Here is a 15,840-nt window from a genome sequence, read left to right on the forward strand (position 1 = left end):
CAACTTTACAAGTGAAAAATGGTCCATGATAAGTGCAACCAAGGGTTTCCGGAATATCCGGGATGCCCCGCCGGATAAAACCAGCGCCCCTAAACGAATTGAAATGTGAACTTTTAAAACAATATGGTTTCAATTATTTTTATCAATCAATTTTAAAAACCGTTCTATGATAAGTAAGTGTTCCCTAACCACACTTCTGCTCATCATCTCCGCAGTCAGCTTTGGCCAAAGCAAGGTTGAAGGAGTATGGAAAACCCAGGACCAAAAGGATAGCCTGTTAGTAAGCGCAAGCGGACAAAGTAATCCAGCTGTTTTTGTTTATTTTCCCAGCAAAGCCAAGTTCTTACCATTTACCCTTAATGGCAGTGAACTGGTACACTATGAGCCAGATGCTTCGAAAATGTCATTGAGCTTATCGGCTGATGGAAATACCATTACCGATGCCAATGGTGGTGCCAAAAAAGTTTATTCCAAAGTTTCTTCACAGTCACCTGTAAACAGCAAGACTGTAGCCGCCGGTGCAGATGATTTCTTTGATTTCAGCACCAGCAATTACTATGCAGGTATCAACTTCTATCTTTCTTCACACCCCGGCCTGCCATTTATGCCCAATCCTGCTTTCATAACCAAGAAAAAAGTAAAGGAAGTAAAGATTGAAAAATTCTTTGCACGCGTAAGCGGCAGCGGCGCCGTATCTGTTCAGAAAGAATATGACCTGGTATATAACTTTAATTCCAGCGGACAGATCACCACTGTACAGGTAGTACCTTTCGGTGGCGGTCAGGAAACGGATACCTGGACTTACTCTTACAATGGCGACAAGCTGCAAAAGATCAGCACGCCCGGCAGAGTATTGCAATTCGATAACGATAACTGGGAAGTAGATGCCCGTCAACAGAAAAAAGTGCCGTTCATTTTCCCGATGTGGTCTTATAACGGCGACTCAAAACCACGCACTGCTACCCTGCCCTATATGACCGGAGCTCCTCTTAATGAATATTTTTACACTGGCAGCCAGCTGACCAAGATCTGCTCAAAAGACGTAAGTGAGCCGAATATCCTGGAGCATTGCACAGAGTATACCTACAAAGATGGAATTCCGGTAAAAATAGTAGAAACAAAGCGAAGCAAATAAGTGCTAACCACTTACTATCATAATGAAAAAAGTCCCGGTAAACCGGGACTTTTTTCATATAGGCCATTGTTGTTCCCGGTTATTGAACGCTATTTTCTCCAGCATATGAGCATGCAAAATCACGGGCAATTATTTAACGAAAAAGCCACAACAATTTCGATTTTCCACATGTTGTGTATAAGTAACTTTACGAAAATGCAGTTCTAAATAATTATATTTGGAATAGATGCCATAAGAAGATATCAGGACGGTATCCTGTATTTGTGAAACTTAAATTGAAGCGACTTGACAGAAACTATCATTAGCCTTGAAACTGTAAACCCTATAGAGTTTTTCGGTGTCAACAACGGAAAACTGGATATTCTCAAAAAGAAATTCCCGCTTTTAAAAATTCTTTCACGAGGAACGCAAATAAAATTGAGCGGTTCGCCGGAGCAGGTGGAAAGCGCCAAGGAAAAAATTGAATTGATCGTTCAATACCTGGAGCGCAATGGCCACATGAGCGAGAACTATTTTGAGCAGATCCTGGGCGGCGACGATGCCGAAACAGTTGACAATTTTATCGACCGCAATCCCAACGACATCCTTGTTTTTGGTCCCAACGGCAAAACAGTAAGGGCCCGCACCATTAACCAGAAAAGGTTGGTGCAGGTAGCCGAAAAGAATGATATCGTGTTTGCGATCGGCCCCGCCGGTACTGGTAAAACCTATACCGCTGTAGCCCTGGCTGTAAGGGCCCTGAAGAACAAAATGGTCAAAAAGATCATTCTTACCCGTCCCGCCGTGGAAGCAGGCGAAAGCCTGGGTTTTCTGCCTGGTGACCTGAAAGAAAAGATCGACCCGTATCTGCGCCCCTTATATGATGCGCTCGACGATATGATCCCCGCCGACAAACTGGGGTATTATATGAGCACCCGCGTTATTGAGATCGCTCCCCTCGCCTATATGCGCGGACGTACGCTGGATAATGCATTCATCATATTGGATGAAGCCCAGAACTCGACCGATCTTCAGTTAAAGATGTTCCTCACCCGTATCGGCGCGAATGCCAAAGCCATTATTACCGGTGATTTAACGCAGATCGACCTGCCGAAAAATCAACGCAGTGGCCTGGAAAAAGCCGCGCGGATCCTGAAAAATATTGATGGTATCGCCCATATTGAGCTGGATGAAGAAGACGTTGTACGTCACCGGCTGGTAAAAGCCATTATCAAGGCCTACGACCGCGATAATCGCGAGAATCCGCAGGACCAGCATCCGCAGCAACACTGGCGCGATCGCAAATAATTCCCGAGGTAAGAAGGATGAGGTATGAGGTTTACGAACTTCATACCCCATCCTTTATATTAGACCCTCCTTACATCCTGCTTCCAACCTTGCTGAATCGCATTTTTTGAACTCACAAACACTGATCTTATCAAATAGTTCTTACACCCTACTTCCTACCACCTCGCATAATGGGGATCTCTGTTATTCAATTTTACACTAAACGCCGTACTTCCCACTTCCTATCTCCTGCTTCTTTCCCTTTGCAGCCAGTTTCAAACAGGTTTCCACTAACACAAAGGGATCAAAAAAGCTGCTACATATGCCCCTTTGTGTTTATTTTTGTTGATTATGAAGAAATTAATTGCCAGTTTTTGCATGTTGGCTGCTTTATCCTGTAATTCGGGCGGCGAAGAGGAATTCAAAAAAGCCGAGAATGCGCAGGAGGCCGGCACCCAGTTCATCCGTGCTTCATTGGATGGAGATTACGATAAAGCGGCATTTTACCTCCTGAAGGATTCTACCAATCTCTTGCTGTTCGAAAAACAACAGGCTAATTATAAACAATTGAGCAGCAAAGAAAAAAGCCAGTACAAAAGCGCCGCCATCAGGCCGGTGGCAATTACCTCGGAAAACGATTCCACTGTCCAATACAACTATTACCATACTTCCAATCCGGCTGATACCACTACCCTGCGGATCGTTCGCCGCCAGGATAGCTGGCTGGTTGATCTGAAATCGGTCATAAAAATGTAGGCGACCCTGGAACAATATTTACTAGCGGGGTTTAGGACCGGAATCGGGCAGATATTCCAGGTTTTTATGTCAGAAATACATTTGTACGGAGCAACCGGCAGCCTTTGCCTTCAGAAGCCTGAGTAAATATTGCCGGATGTTTTATAATTGGTTTACTTTGCGCCCGGACCGCTTAAGGTAAGCTGCCCAGAGTTGGAGCTGGTTTACCACCTTCTCAACGTTTGCTTAAGAAAAACATTATTATCCTGCGAGATGGCGATATAATGTACTTCATGCCGTATAGAGCCGAAAGGATACTACATGCGTTTTGCCATATGAAACAGAACTTATTATAGATTTGCTTAAATTTTAAACACAATATGATAACTGTTTCCCATCCCTGGCATGGCGTGCCTCCTGGTGATCAGGCTCCACGGATTGTAAATGCAGTCATTGAGATTCCGCAGGGTTCCAGGGCTAAATATGAAATCGATAAAGACAGCGGCTTGTTAAAGCTCGACCGTATCATCTATTCTTCTTTCTATTATCCGTGTAATTATGGGTTTATTCCGCAAACCTATGGCGACGATAAAGATCCACTTGATATACTGGTGATCACTTCTCAGCCCGTACAGGCCTTGTGTTTAATGGAAGCCAAAGTAATTGGCGTAATGCAAATGATCGATGGCGGCGATGCCGACGATAAGATCATTGCAGTAGCTGCTAATGACCCCAGCGTAAAACACTATAACAATATTGAGGAAATACCACCGCATTTCTTTGATGAATTACGCCACTTCTTCCAGGAGTATAAAACACTTGAAAATAAAACGGTACAGGTAAACGAGTTCGGCGATAAAGCCAAAGCACTCGCGATCATTGAAGACGCGGTGAAACTGTACAAAGAAAACTTCAGAAAATAATTAGCTAATGTGCTGATTAGCTGATTTGCTAATTGAATGCAAATAGCTGTTGCATAGCAACAGCTATTTGCATTTGTATTCATTAGCACATCAGCACATTAGCTAATTAGCACATTGCTCAAAAGTAGCGTTTAATGATGCGCAGTTGATGGGTTCTTACGCCGGTCTCTACATTAACGATACCCGCATTATCAATTTTATCGATCCGCACATTCCCTGAAGCATGAATGATCTCATGATCGTTGAGCAAAATGCCAACATGTGTAATGCGGCCTTCTGCATTGTCAAAAAATGCCAGGTCGCCACAACGCGCTTCCTGCAGAAAACCTACCACTTCGCCCTGTGTGGCCTGTAAGTACGCATCGCGCAGCAGCGGCATGTTAAAGAACCGGAATACCATTTGCGTGAAGCCGCTGCAGTCGACGCCAAATACAGATCGTCCGCCCCACAAATAGGGCGTATTCAAAAATAATTCAGCCCTTTCGCGGATCTTCTCCGGCGCCGGTTTGGCGCCATTCGCATCCCAGGTCGCAGCGTCGAGGTAATCGAGCTGTAAGACGCCCGACAGCCGCTGCAGCTCATGCGCATTCAGCACCGGTATTCCCAATGGAATATGCGCTGTTTTATGGTTAATAGAGATGGTATTAATCCATGCAGAAGTATAATATTGCGCATCATTGTTCTTCGACCAGCTATCAATAAGCGCGAGCTGGCTCCGCTGACACCAGCCTTCATACCCATCGTACAGGCACTGCACTTTGATAAAATCTTTTGCTTCTTCCAGGATAAGGGCGGCTTCTGCGAGCAACAACTGGCTGATCATTTCACTTTTATGCGCCGCCTCGGCCCGTAAAGGCGCTACCGGCACTTTGCATACTGCGTATGACATAGCTCTCTTTAATTTGGGGGCAAAATACTAAAAAGCGGCCATGGAGAACCGGCAAACTGCAAGAGCCCCTGGCAGCTGTAAACGGCAAACATCCAGGCGGCCACTCAATAAAGTAGCATTTCCATCGTTTAAAACAATCGCATTTATTTTGTGAAATTTTGAACGGCATGCATCTTAGTAATAAGAAAAACGCATTTTCGCATAGTGAAACCAGACCCTAATTCACATATCAGCGATCAGCAATTGCTCAACTCCTTTTATACCAGTCGCGACAACCACTGGCTGGGGATCTTACTGCAACGGTATACGCTCTTATTACTAGGCGTGTGCATGAAATACCTGAAAAATGAGGAAGAAGCAAAAGATTGTGTTCAGCAGGTATTTTTAAAAGCCATTACCGAACTGCATAAATACAAAGTAGAATACTTTAAAAGCTGGCTGTACATGGTGGCCAAGAACCATTGCCTCATGAAGCTGCGCGACAAACAGGCCCGCAGCCCGGCCGAGATCAGGGACGAAATGGCTATTCCCCAGGAAGAGGAGAGCGGACTGGCGCCCCACCTCGAAAAAGACCGCCAGTTGGAGCTGATGAATGATTGCCTGCAGGAACTGAACAAAGAACAAAAACAGTGCGTAACTTTGTTTTATCTTGATAAACGGTCGTACAATGAAATTGCCGATATTACGGGCTTTACGCTCATGCAGGTCAAAAGCTATATCCAGAACGGCAAAAGGAATTTAAAGATCCTGATGGAGCGAAAACTAAACCATTCCTGAAATGGCCGGTCTAAATGATAATACATTGACGACATGAACAATGAATAACGATCTACTGAACATATTATCCAATAGCAATAAAGATATTGATAACCAGAAGTTGATGGACTACCTGAGCGGCAAGCTGTCGGACCAGGAGAAACATGAGGTGGAAATGTGGATGGTTGACAATGACTTTGAAAATGAGGCCGTAGAAGGTTTGCAGCAAATGGCCGGCAATAAAAAGCTGGAAGGATATGTTGATCAGCTGAATAAAGAATTACATCAGTATATCCGGCAAAAGAAAGAACGCCGCGAAAAAAGACGGATCAACAATAACTTCTGGGTATATGTCTCCATTGCCTTTGTGCTTATCATCATCATTTTAGCTTACATGGTCATTAGCAGATTATAGTTGGCAGTTTACAGTTGGCAGTTTACAGTTGGCAGTTTCGCAGTTGGCAATTCGCAGTTGGCAATTCGCAGTTGGCAGTTCGCAGCTCTCAAACCTAAACGTTTCGGCCAGTCAACTCCTTTGTCAACTACTTTATCGACTCCTTTATCGACTCCCATCAACGCTCGATCAACTCTCCATCAACTCATCAACTCCATCAAATCTGTCAACTAATCAACCCTACACCCTATCAACTAATAAACGATCTTATCCGGCTTCTCATTCCATTCTTGAAACACTTTACCTGCATGGTCGCGCCCAAGATTTACCATTTCGATTATCCGGTCGTGTAATGGCGAGGTAAGTTCTTTGTAAATAAGCGAATCATCGAAACCGACGGCGGCCGCATCGTGCCGGGTAGCACCATAATACACTACTTTTGGACGAGCCCAGTATATAGCGCCCATACACATGGGACAGGGTTCGCAGGAAGTATATATTTCGCAATCGGTGAGTTGAAAGCTTTGCAAATTTTTGCAGGCGTCACGAATAGCCACCACTTCTGCATGGGCCGTAGGATCATTGGAGCTGGCCACGCTATTACAACCTTTACCCACGATCCTATCACCTTTTACAATAATACATCCGAAGGGCCCGCCTACCCCATTGTTCATACCTTGCCGCGCAAGATCTACAGCCGCCTGCATAAATTGTAGTTCACGATCGGTCATAGAAAGCTTCATTTATATCAAATTTAATCAAAAAGGCGGAAGACAGAAGGCTACATTCACCATTGACCCATTTGACTGCTTTGACTAATTTGACTGATTTGACTGCTCCGACTCTTTTGACCATTGACCATTCACCATTTGCCATTGACCCATTTGACTGCTCTGACTCCTTTGACCATTCACCATTCGCCATTGACCCATTTGACTGCTTTGCCCCCTTTGACCATTGCCCCATTTTCCCCTACCTTGTGATTATGACAAAAAGAATCTTCCTGTCCCTCACCCTGCTATGGTTTTCGCATAGCTATGCCCAAAAGATCAATTATGTAGTTTCTTTTCCCAATATTGTACATCATGAAGCACAGATCAGCCTCACTGCTACGGGACTGCCAGCAGGCAAAGCCCAGTTCCGCATGAGCCGTTCTTCGCCCGGCCGTTACGCCACCCATGAGTTTGGCAAAAATGTATACGATGTAAAGGCATTTGATCAGCAGGGTAAAACCATAACGATCAACCGGGTCGACGGTGATGTTTATGAAGTGCCCAGACAAAGCGGTTTTGTAAGAGTCGATTATACATTGTATGCAGCCCATCCGGATGGCACTTATTCAGGCATCGATCAAAGCAGCATTCATTTGAACATGCCTTCCGCTTTCCTTTGGATCAAAGGATATGACAAAGCCCCCATCTCCATTCGCTTCAAGCTGCCTGCTGATAAAAATTGGACGATCGCCACCCAGTTGAAACCGACCGGCAACCCGCTTGAATTTACAGCGCCCGGTTTACAATACTTCATGGATTGCCCCACCAAGATCGGCAACCTGCGCTGGAATGAATGGACCCTTAAAAATCCGAATGGCCACCAATTTACATTCCGCCTGGCGCTGGAAGCGACTGCAACAGATTCCCTGGCCGCTGCATTTGCCGTCAAGATAAAACGGATAACGGAAGAAGAACAGGCCATCTTTGGCGAGGTGCCGGCATTTGATTTTGGCACCTATACTTTTATCACCAGTATCAATCCATATGTGGAAGACGACGGTATGGAGCACCGCAATTCGACCATGATCAGCATTCCCAATCAGTTCGATGGCAGCAATAACCTGCTGGGCGTTTTTGCCCATGAGTTCTTCCATTGCTGGAACGTAGAACGCATTCGTCCGAAGACCCTGGAACCTTTCAATTTTGAAAAAAGCAATATGAGCCATGAGCTGTGGTGTGCAGAGGGATTCACCCAATACTATGGCGAACTCTCGCTTTGCCGCGCAGGCTTGAAGCCCATAGAAGCATTGATGTTCTCACTGGCCGGTTTGATAAATGCTAAGGAGAATGCAGCCGGCGCCAAACGCTTTTCCCCGGTAGACATGAGCCGCCATGCCGTGTTTGTGGATGCAGGAGTTTCAGTTGACAGAGCCAATTACAGCAATATGTACAGCTCTTATTATCCCTATGGCGGCGCTATCGCCCTGGCGCTCGACCTGCTGTTGCGCACAAAATACCAGCTCTCTTTAGATGATTATATGACGGCCTTATGGAAACGATTCGGGAAACCGGAGATCCCCTATACGGTTGCGGCACTGGAAACTGCGCTGGCAGAACTAACCCATGACAAAAATTTTGCTGCTGACTTCTTTACAAAATACATCAACGGTCACGAGTCTTTCGACTATGCGCCGCTGCTGGAGAAAGCAGGTATATCGCTGAAAAAACAATTTGCGGGTAAAGCCTGGATCGGCCAGGTGCAATTTAAAGAAGGTTCGGCCATCATCAGCAGCAATACAGTGACAGGTAGCCCGCTCTATAATGCCGGACTGGATTTTGATGATGAGATCGTGCAACTGGATGGCAAACCGGTTACCAGCACCGCCGGGATCAGTGAAATACTGAACAACCATAAACCGGGTGATGTAATTGCTATAGTGTATAAACACCGCAGTGAGATGAAAGAAGCACAGATGACGCTTGCGGAAAACCCGGCCTTTGTCCTCATGACCTTTGAGCAAAGCGGTTTACCGGTAACGAAAGAAACGCTCGAATTCAGGAAGCGCTGGCTGGGAACCAGGACCAGGTAAGGATTCAACAATATTTATCAGCCCCGGCTAGCCAGGCCGGGGCTTTTCTTTTCCACACAATTGTTCAATTTTGATAATGTATTTACCTTTCGATCCCAAAACACTGCATATGAAAAAGATCGTCTGCATGGTGGGTACCTGTTATACCCTCTTTTCCTGTAAACCACCTATTTACAGTTATGTTCCACCTACCATGAACACAACGGCCTATAGCAGGGCAGGCGAAGGACAGCTTGGGGTTTTGTTCGGTTCGCCCGGCATCGCCGCAAAAGGCGGGTTGGCCTTGACAAAAAACATCAGTGTAAATGCATGGGCCGGCACGCTGCCCTCGGGCGAAAACGACGATTATGGCAGCCGGGAAGCCGAATTCTCGCTCGGCATCCAAACCAATCCCAACCGGAACAATGGCGTTACAAGCTTTTACCTGGGCATGAGCAGCGGCAGTAATGAAAAGAATAAAATGGGGCTGGAGGGAGATTTTACCCGGAGCTTCCTGCAAATTCAACGCTCGGCTATTGATAAACGGTTAGGCAGCTTTCGCCTCGACGGCGTGTTCGGCTTGCGCATCAATTACTTCTCGTATAAAGGCTTCAAAGGAGATGAACCCTTCAATGATCACCGTTGGTATTATGAGCCTTATTTTGGATTGAATGTCGGGGGTAAAAATGTACGCTTTGAACTCCTGCAGGGCTTTGCCTTTAAGAACACGGGTGAATGGAACCAGGGCGTACGGATCTTTCCACTCTTCGGGCATATCGGCATGTTAGTGAAAATCCGGAAAAATCAATCGATAAACTAATAGGCAGTTCACAGTTCATAGTTCTCAGTTAGCAGTTGGCAGTTCGCAAACTTAAGCGCATCGTCCAACTGCTACATCAAGTCTATCAACCCGTCCACTAACCTTTAATGACTCTATACACCTTATCAACTCGTCAAATACCTTATCAATTCTATCAACCCGTCCAATAACCTTTAATGAGTCTATACACCTTATCAACTCGTCAAATACCTTATCAATTCTATCAACCCGTCCACTAACCTTTAATGACTCTATAACCTTATCAACTCGCCAACGACTTATCAACTCTATACACCTTATCAACCCGTCAACTCGCCCCGGCCTTATTCAAAACCTCCAGGATCTTCTTCAATTCCTCTTCATTGGCAATATACCATGGACCTGCATCGAGAATGGCGGGATTGCGGAAGGTGACGGGGTCGGGCGCAGTAATTCTTGCAGAGGTATGAAATTCAGTAGCGCCTGTTCCTTCGATCAGCGATTGAATATTGGCAGAGCGTACACCGGCACCGGGCATAATGATGATGCGGCCGGCAGCCTGTTGCACCAGTTGCCCTAGCAGAGCCATACCTTCGGGAGCAGTCGATCTTTGTCCACTCGTTAAAACACGCTCACATCCGCACTCAATAATTTGCTCGAGCGCGTGCATAGGATCTGGTGTGGCATCGAAGACACGGTGACAGGTTACGCCCATCGGGTAAGCCCATTCTACGATCCGCTTTAAACGTTCGGTATCTATCTCGCCATTTAGTTTGTGCACCCCTGTTGAAATACCATCGCAGCCCAACTGTTTACACAAGAGAATATCCTGTTTTATGATCGCAAACTCTTCCTCATCATAAAAAAAGTTACCACCCCGGGGCCTGATGATGGGGTATAGAGCAATGCTGATCTTTTCGCGGGTTTGTTTAATGGTTCCATAAGAAGGCGTAGTGCCGCCATCAGCCGGGTTCTCGCAGAGTTCTACCCGTTTTGCACCGGCGCGTTCCGCAATGACTGAAGATTGTAGATTAAAGGCACATACTTCTAATAACATAGAATTACTTTAAATGAACGAGTTTATGGTTTGTTGTTCCTTAAACCCGGCTAGTCCTTACTTTTTTATCCGCGCGACATTAAACTTGTATTTAATAGCGAGTTTTAAGCGCGGCAGCGTAACTGGTAACCGGTAACTGGTAACTGGTAACCGGCAACTGGTAACCGGTAACCGGTAACCGATCAGTATATACTCTTTGCCTGAACTAATTTCTCTTCTTTCCCGGTTTTGACAGCATACGTAAACCCTTTCTGCAAAGCATAGCCGCCGTATTGTCCTTTTTTATTAAGGGCAATAAAACCGATCTGCACAGTTTTTGCTTTGGCAGGATTGCGCCTGATAATGCGTTCAACCGCTTTTTTACAGGCGGCTTCCGGCGCCAGGCCCTGCCGCATCAATTCTACTACCAGGTGAGAACCTACAATGCGGATCACTTCTTCGCCTACCCCGGTTGCCGTGGCAGCGCCTATTTCATTATCAACATATAAACCGGCGCCAATTACCGGTGAATCCCCTACCCGGCCCCGCATTTTGAAGGCCATACCACTGGTGGTGCAGGCGCCGCTGCAATTGCCATTGGCATCCATGGCAATCATTCCAATGGTATCATGATTATTCGGGCCACCGGGCATCTCGCCGCCGGGCGCTGGTTTATGCAGCTTGTTCTCTATATTAATGATGGGTTCGTATTTCGAGGTCTTTAACCATTCCTTCCAGGCTTTTTCACTTTCCGGCGTCAGGAGGTTCTCCTTTTGAAAACCATTGGCCAGCGCAAATTGCAGGGCGCCATCACCCGTCAGGATCACATGCGGTGTTTTTTCCATAACCAGGCGGGCAACCGAAATCGGGTGCTTGACATGCTCGAGGCACATGACGGAGCCACAGTTATAGAATTCATCCATGATGCAGGCATCGAGGGTAACCCGGCCATCGCGGTCGGGCAAACCACCATAACCCACCGATTGATTATTGGGATCTGCTTCAGGGATCTTTACACCCGCCTCAACGGCATCCAATGCACGCCCGCCCTTACCCAGGATAGTCCAGGCTTCGGCATTGGCCGCCTTGCCAAAATCCCAGGTAGATAAAACAATAGGTTCGTTTTTAATGGTAGGATAGCTGCCTGCTGACTGGGCCATCATTTTTTTTCCGGCGAACAGTCCCAATGATCCAAGGAATGATGTCTGTAAAAATTTCCTGCGCGTTGACATGGTCTTTTAAGTTAATAAGTTTTCAGGTTGACGGGTTAACTGGTTAAGTGGTTAACTTGTTAACTTTTCACCTTACATTTAAGCATCTAAATTAAGCGCTAAACATGAGAAAATTATTTCTTTTAATTTTTGCTTTACATTTACTGGTTTCTGTCAATGCTCAGCACGAGCAGGATTCAGCCTGGATCCGCGACAACTATACAAAGAAAGAAGTGTACATTCCCATGCGGGATGGCACAAAGCTGTTCACCTCTATTTATATTCCGAAAGACGCCAGCGAAAAACATCCAATATTAATAACCCGTACACCGTATTCATGTCGTCCGTATGGAGAGAATAATTTTAACGCGGGCCTCTGGGAACGCTATACCCGTTATTATGCCCGGGAAAATTATATCATTGTAACCCAGGACGTGCGCGGCCGCTGGATGAGCGAAGGAACCTTTGTTGATGTACGCCCATTCAACCCTAACAAAAAAACAGCCCAGGATATTGATGAAGCAAGCGATAGTTATGATACCATCGACTGGCTGATAAAAAACATTGAGAACAATAATGGCAATGTAGGGGTAATGGGTGGATCATACCCCGGTTTTTATTCCACCATGGCCGCTATGAGCGGTCATCCGGCATTAAAAGCAGCAAGCCCCCAGGCGCCGGTTACAGACTGGTTTATAGGTGATGATTTTCATCACAACGGTGCGTTCTTTTTAATGGACGCATTCGCTTTCTATAGCGGTGGCTTTGGTTACCCTCGCCCGGTACCTTACAAAGTGGCTCCGCGCAATGCTATCCGTATTCCGGCTAATGATAATTATGAATCTTATTTACGCATCGGCGCTTTACAAAATTTCAGAAAACTAACCGGCGACAGCCTGCAGTTCTGGAAAGACCTGTATGCGCATCCCAATTATGACGAGTGGTGGCAAGCCCGTAATATCAGGAACTTCGTAAATCATATACCTGCTTCTGTTGCCACGCTCGTTGTTGGCGGCACTAATGATGCAGAAGATTGTTTTGGCGCCTGGAGAACCTATCAGGCCATTGAACAAAAAGCAAAAAACAATAACAGACTGGTGATGGGTCCGTGGTGGCATGGCCAATGGATTACATCAGATGGAACACATCTGGGCAACGTGCAATTTGGCTCCAATACCAGTATATGGTACCAGAATAATATCGAGATCCCCTTCTTTAATTATTACCTGAAAGGAAAAGGCGAAATGCCGAAAATCGCAGAAGCCACCGTATTCTTCACCGGCTCCAATGAATGGAAACATTGTGAAACATGGCCGCTGGCCGCTAAAAAAGACGAGCCCATTTACCTGCAACCGGGCGGCAAGCTGTCCTGGCAAAAACTAACCGCGAAAAACAGTTTCAGTGAATACATCAGCGATCCGGCACATCCGGTTCCTTATACAGAAGATGTGCATTTTACGCGTACCCGCGATTATATGACCGATGATCAGCGCTTTGCCAGCCGCCGCCCGGATGTACTGACTTTTGAAACGGAGGTCTTGAATGATGATCTTACGCTGGCAGGTACGGTAGTAGCCGATCTGCTGACCAGCATTTCCACAACAGATGCTGATTTTGTTGTTAAAGTAATCGATGTGTTCCCTGATGACTTCAAATATCCGGGTGCTACGGTAAACCAAAGCCGCGATGCAGGCGGCGCCTATCCTATGGGAGGATACCAGATGCTGGTACGCGGCGAGATCATGCGCGGCCGCTTCCGCAAAAGTTTCACCACACCGGAAGCGTTCAAACCCAACAAAATTGAACGGGTAAAATTTGAATTGCCTGATGTTGCGCATACTTTTAAAAAAGGACACCGTCTTATGATCCAGGTGCAAAGCAGCTGGTTTCCGCTCGCTGACCGCAATCCACAAAAGTTTGTAAACATTTACGAATGCAGTGACAGCGATTTTCAGAAAGCCACTATCCGCATCCATCATGATGGAACCAATAGCAGCGCTATCATTCTTCCGGTGTTAAAATAAGCTGCTTTCATTAAAAGCTGATAAAGAATTACCCGTTAAGCGTGCCATGGTTAAAAACCGTGTCACGCTTTTTAATTTATAAGCATGTCCTTATCAGCTTTATCAACCTTATCAACTGTATCAACTTTCAACTTTTCAACGTAAATTGCGCTCTCTCTGTTGTTGGCTGATGCACAGCCATTACATTCTCAACACTTAAGACCAGGCTGAACACCAGCAGGTGTACTTCATTTATTTTCATTACAAAACACCCGGTTTTGACACTAGTAAGTGCCAAAGGGTATTAATCATTTATGCATTATGAAAAAAGTTTGGTTCATTGCCTCTTTATTCCTGAGTATGAGTATGTATGCCCAGGTAAACATCATCCCCCAGCCTGTTGAACTGAAGATGCCGGAGACCGCCGGCCAGTTTGTGATCACCGCTAAAACGCCGATCATCCTGGAAGGATCAGGGCTTGAAAATTCAGCCAGTTTTTTGAATGATTACCTCAAACAGATCTATGGCTTTACCCTGCCCATTACCAAAAAAGCAGGTAAAACACCTGGCATCCGCCTGAATTTCGACCGGCTCGATCATCCTGTTCCCGGTGCTTATAATATGGAAATTAATGCCAAAGGCGTATACATCGGCGGCGATAATGCAACCGGCACTTTCTATGGCGTACAAACACTGCTGCAATTATTACCAACGGAAAAAGCAAATTCCTTACCTGTAGCATATGTCACTATAAAAGATCATCCCCGCTTTCAATACCGCGGCCTTCACCTGGATGTTAGCCGCCACTTTGCTCCATTGAGTTTTGTAAAACGTTACATCGATTATATCGCGCTGCATAAAATGAATTATTTCCACTGGCATTTAACAGATGACCAGGGCTGGCGCATCGAGATCAAAAAATATCCCAATCTTACTAAGGTGGGCGCCTGGCGCAATGGCACCATCATTGGCCGTTATCCGGGTACAGGCAACGATAGCCTGCGTTATGGTGGATTCTATACACAGAAAGAAGTGAAGGAAATAGTAGATTATGCCACCAAACGCTATATCACGGTCATTCCTGAAATAGAAATGCCCGGTCACGCATCTGCAGCACTTACCGCCTACCCCCACCTGGGCTGCACCGGCGGCCCGTACCAGGTACAACAAACCTGGGGCGTTTTCAACGATGTATTTTGTGCAGGTAATGATACGGTCTTTACCTTTTTACAAAATGTGCTCGATGAGGTAATGCCTTTATTCCCCGCCAAATATGTACATATCGGTGGTGATGAATGTCCGAAGGACAGCTGGAAGAAATGTCCTAAATGCCAGAAGAGAATGGCCGATAACAAACTGAAAGATGAACATGAACTGCAGAGCTATTTCGTGCAGCGCATGGAAAAATATATCAACAGCAAGGGCAAGACCATGATCGGCTGGGATGAGATCCTGGAAGGCGGTCTCGCGCCTAATGCGGTGGTAATGAGCTGGCGCGGCGAAGAAGGTGGTATTCAGGCAGCCAAACAAAAACACGATGTGATCATGACGCCCGGTAACTTCGTTTACCTCGATCATTCGCAAACCAAACAGGAAGATTCTGTAACCATTGGTGGTTATACTCCGGTAAAGGAAACTTACAGCTATGAGCCATTGCCTAAAGAATTAAGTGCCGATGAAAGCAAATATATCCTGGGTGCACAGGGCAATGTATGGACCGAATACATGAAGAATACAAAGAAAGTGGAGTATATGATATTTCCGCGCTTGAGTGCATTGAGTGAAGTTTTATGGAGCCCGGCAGAAAAACGCAATTGGGAAGATTTCGAAAAACGCCTGCAGGTGCAAACCAAACGATACGTTTTATGGGGAGCGAATTACAATAAAGCTTTTGAGTAAACTTGTTAAGTG

General features: G+C 45.9%; 14 protein-coding genes. 10 read left to right on the forward strand and 4 right to left on the reverse strand.

Annotated elements, in window-relative coordinates; all coding sequences use genetic code 11:
* Positions 1–166 precede the first annotated feature (166 nt).
* The 4 genes from JT717_RS24840 (at position 167) to JT717_RS24855 (ending at position 4,059) form a co-directional block, all read left to right on the forward strand.
* On the forward strand, positions 167–1,135 hold the full coding sequence (locus JT717_RS24840; RefSeq protein ID WP_205513766.1) for a hypothetical protein: 969 nt from the start codon (positions 167–169) through the stop codon (positions 1,133–1,135).
* 285 nt (positions 1,136–1,420) lie between these two features.
* Complete coding sequence (locus JT717_RS24845; RefSeq protein ID WP_205513768.1) at positions 1,421–2,422, forward strand: PhoH family protein; 1,002 nt, start codon at positions 1,421–1,423, stop codon at positions 2,420–2,422.
* A 330-nt stretch (positions 2,423–2,752) separates the two neighbouring features.
* Complete coding sequence (locus JT717_RS24850; protein WP_205513771.1) at positions 2,753–3,157, forward strand: hypothetical protein; 405 nt, start codon at positions 2,753–2,755, stop codon at positions 3,155–3,157.
* Between the two features lie 359 nt (positions 3,158–3,516).
* Entirely contained in the window at positions 3,517–4,059 is a 543-nt protein-coding gene (locus JT717_RS24855) for an inorganic diphosphatase (protein WP_205513773.1), read from the forward strand.
* A 118-nt stretch (positions 4,060–4,177) separates the two neighbouring features.
* On the opposite strand, the gene JT717_RS24860 is transcribed toward JT717_RS24855, so the two are convergent.
* Positions 4,178–4,948 carry a C40 family peptidase gene (locus JT717_RS24860; protein ID WP_205513775.1) on the reverse strand — a complete coding sequence of 257 codons (771 nt, stop codon included), beginning with the start codon at positions 4,946–4,948 and terminating at the stop codon, positions 4,178–4,180.
* Positions 4,949–5,152: 204 nt separating this feature from the next.
* On the opposite strand from JT717_RS24860, the gene JT717_RS24865 reads away from it, so the two are divergent.
* Together JT717_RS24865 and JT717_RS24870 are read left to right on the forward strand one after the other, a co-directional pair.
* Positions 5,153–5,725 carry an RNA polymerase sigma factor gene (locus tag JT717_RS24865; RefSeq protein WP_205513777.1) on the forward strand — a complete coding sequence of 191 codons (573 nt, stop codon included), beginning with the start codon at positions 5,153–5,155 and terminating at the stop codon, positions 5,723–5,725.
* A gap of 40 nt (positions 5,726–5,765) precedes the next feature.
* Positions 5,766–6,119 carry a hypothetical protein gene (locus tag JT717_RS24870; RefSeq protein ID WP_205513779.1) on the forward strand — a complete coding sequence of 118 codons (354 nt, stop codon included), beginning with the start codon at positions 5,766–5,768 and terminating at the stop codon, positions 6,117–6,119.
* 233 nt (positions 6,120–6,352) lie between these two features.
* On the opposite strand, the gene JT717_RS24875 is transcribed toward JT717_RS24870, so the two are convergent.
* Positions 6,353–6,841 (reverse strand): nucleoside deaminase, encoded by a 489-nt coding sequence (locus JT717_RS24875; protein WP_240348408.1) that lies wholly within the window; start codon positions 6,839–6,841, stop codon positions 6,353–6,355.
* 242 nt (positions 6,842–7,083) lie between these two features.
* Between JT717_RS24875 and JT717_RS24880 the strand changes: the two genes are divergently transcribed.
* Together JT717_RS24880 and JT717_RS24885 are read left to right on the forward strand one after the other, a co-directional pair.
* Positions 7,084–8,901 (forward strand): M61 family metallopeptidase, encoded by a 1,818-nt coding sequence (locus JT717_RS24880; protein ID WP_240348409.1) that lies wholly within the window; start codon positions 7,084–7,086, stop codon positions 8,899–8,901.
* A 109-nt stretch (positions 8,902–9,010) separates the two neighbouring features.
* On the forward strand, positions 9,011–9,700 hold the full coding sequence (locus tag JT717_RS24885; protein ID WP_205513780.1) for a hypothetical protein: 690 nt from the start codon (positions 9,011–9,013) through the stop codon (positions 9,698–9,700).
* A gap of 307 nt (positions 9,701–10,007) precedes the next feature.
* On the opposite strand, the gene JT717_RS24890 is transcribed toward JT717_RS24885, so the two are convergent.
* Positions 10,008–10,736, reverse strand: a complete 729-nt coding sequence (locus tag JT717_RS24890; RefSeq protein WP_205513782.1) for a copper homeostasis protein CutC — start codon at positions 10,734–10,736, stop codon at positions 10,008–10,010.
* Positions 10,737–10,918: 182 nt separating this feature from the next.
* Entirely contained in the window at positions 10,919–11,947 is a 1,029-nt protein-coding gene (locus JT717_RS24895) for a glycosylasparaginase (protein WP_205513784.1), read from the reverse strand.
* Between the two features lie 104 nt (positions 11,948–12,051).
* On the opposite strand from JT717_RS24895, the gene JT717_RS24900 reads away from it, so the two are divergent.
* Both JT717_RS24900 and JT717_RS24905 read left to right on the forward strand, forming a co-directional pair.
* Positions 12,052–13,950, forward strand: a complete 1,899-nt coding sequence (locus tag JT717_RS24900) for a CocE/NonD family hydrolase (protein ID WP_205513786.1) — start codon at positions 12,052–12,054, stop codon at positions 13,948–13,950.
* Positions 13,951–14,250: 300 nt separating this feature from the next.
* Positions 14,251–15,828, forward strand: a complete 1,578-nt coding sequence (locus JT717_RS24905; RefSeq protein WP_205513787.1) for a beta-N-acetylhexosaminidase — start codon at positions 14,251–14,253, stop codon at positions 15,826–15,828.
* Positions 15,829–15,840: the final 12 nt, after the last annotated feature.

The organism is Longitalea arenae, assembly GCF_016924755.1.
In the GTDB taxonomy this organism is placed as follows: domain Bacteria; phylum Bacteroidota; class Bacteroidia; order Chitinophagales; family Chitinophagaceae; genus Niastella; species Niastella arenae.

Coding starts and splice junctions, on each gene's coding strand:
- JT717_RS24850 (WP_205513771.1), top strand. CDS start 2,753: ATGAAGAAATTAATTGCCAGTTTTTGCATGTTGGCTGCTTTATCCTGT.
- JT717_RS24900 (WP_205513786.1), top strand. CDS start 12,052: ATGAGAAAATTATTTCTTTTAATTTTTGCTTTACATTTACTGGTTTCT.
- JT717_RS24870 (WP_205513779.1), top strand. CDS start 5,766: ATGAATAACGATCTACTGAACATATTATCCAATAGCAATAAAGATATT.
- JT717_RS24875 (WP_240348408.1), bottom strand. CDS start 6,841: ATGAAGCTTTCTATGACCGATCGTGAACTACAATTTATGCAGGCGGCT.
- JT717_RS24890 (WP_205513782.1), bottom strand. CDS start 10,736: ATGTTATTAGAAGTATGTGCCTTTAATCTACAATCTTCAGTCATTGCG.
- JT717_RS24885 (WP_205513780.1), top strand. CDS start 9,011: ATGAAAAAGATCGTCTGCATGGTGGGTACCTGTTATACCCTCTTTTCC.
- JT717_RS24895 (WP_205513784.1), bottom strand. CDS start 11,947: ATGTCAACGCGCAGGAAATTTTTACAGACATCATTCCTTGGATCATTG.
- JT717_RS24880 (WP_240348409.1), top strand. CDS start 7,084: ATGACAAAAAGAATCTTCCTGTCCCTCACCCTGCTATGGTTTTCGCAT.
- JT717_RS24860 (WP_205513775.1), bottom strand. CDS start 4,948: ATGTCATACGCAGTATGCAAAGTGCCGGTAGCGCCTTTACGGGCCGAG.
- JT717_RS24840 (WP_205513766.1), top strand. CDS start 167: ATGATAAGTAAGTGTTCCCTAACCACACTTCTGCTCATCATCTCCGCA.
- JT717_RS24905 (WP_205513787.1), top strand. CDS start 14,251: ATGAAAAAAGTTTGGTTCATTGCCTCTTTATTCCTGAGTATGAGTATG.
- JT717_RS24855 (WP_205513773.1), top strand. CDS start 3,517: ATGATAACTGTTTCCCATCCCTGGCATGGCGTGCCTCCTGGTGATCAG.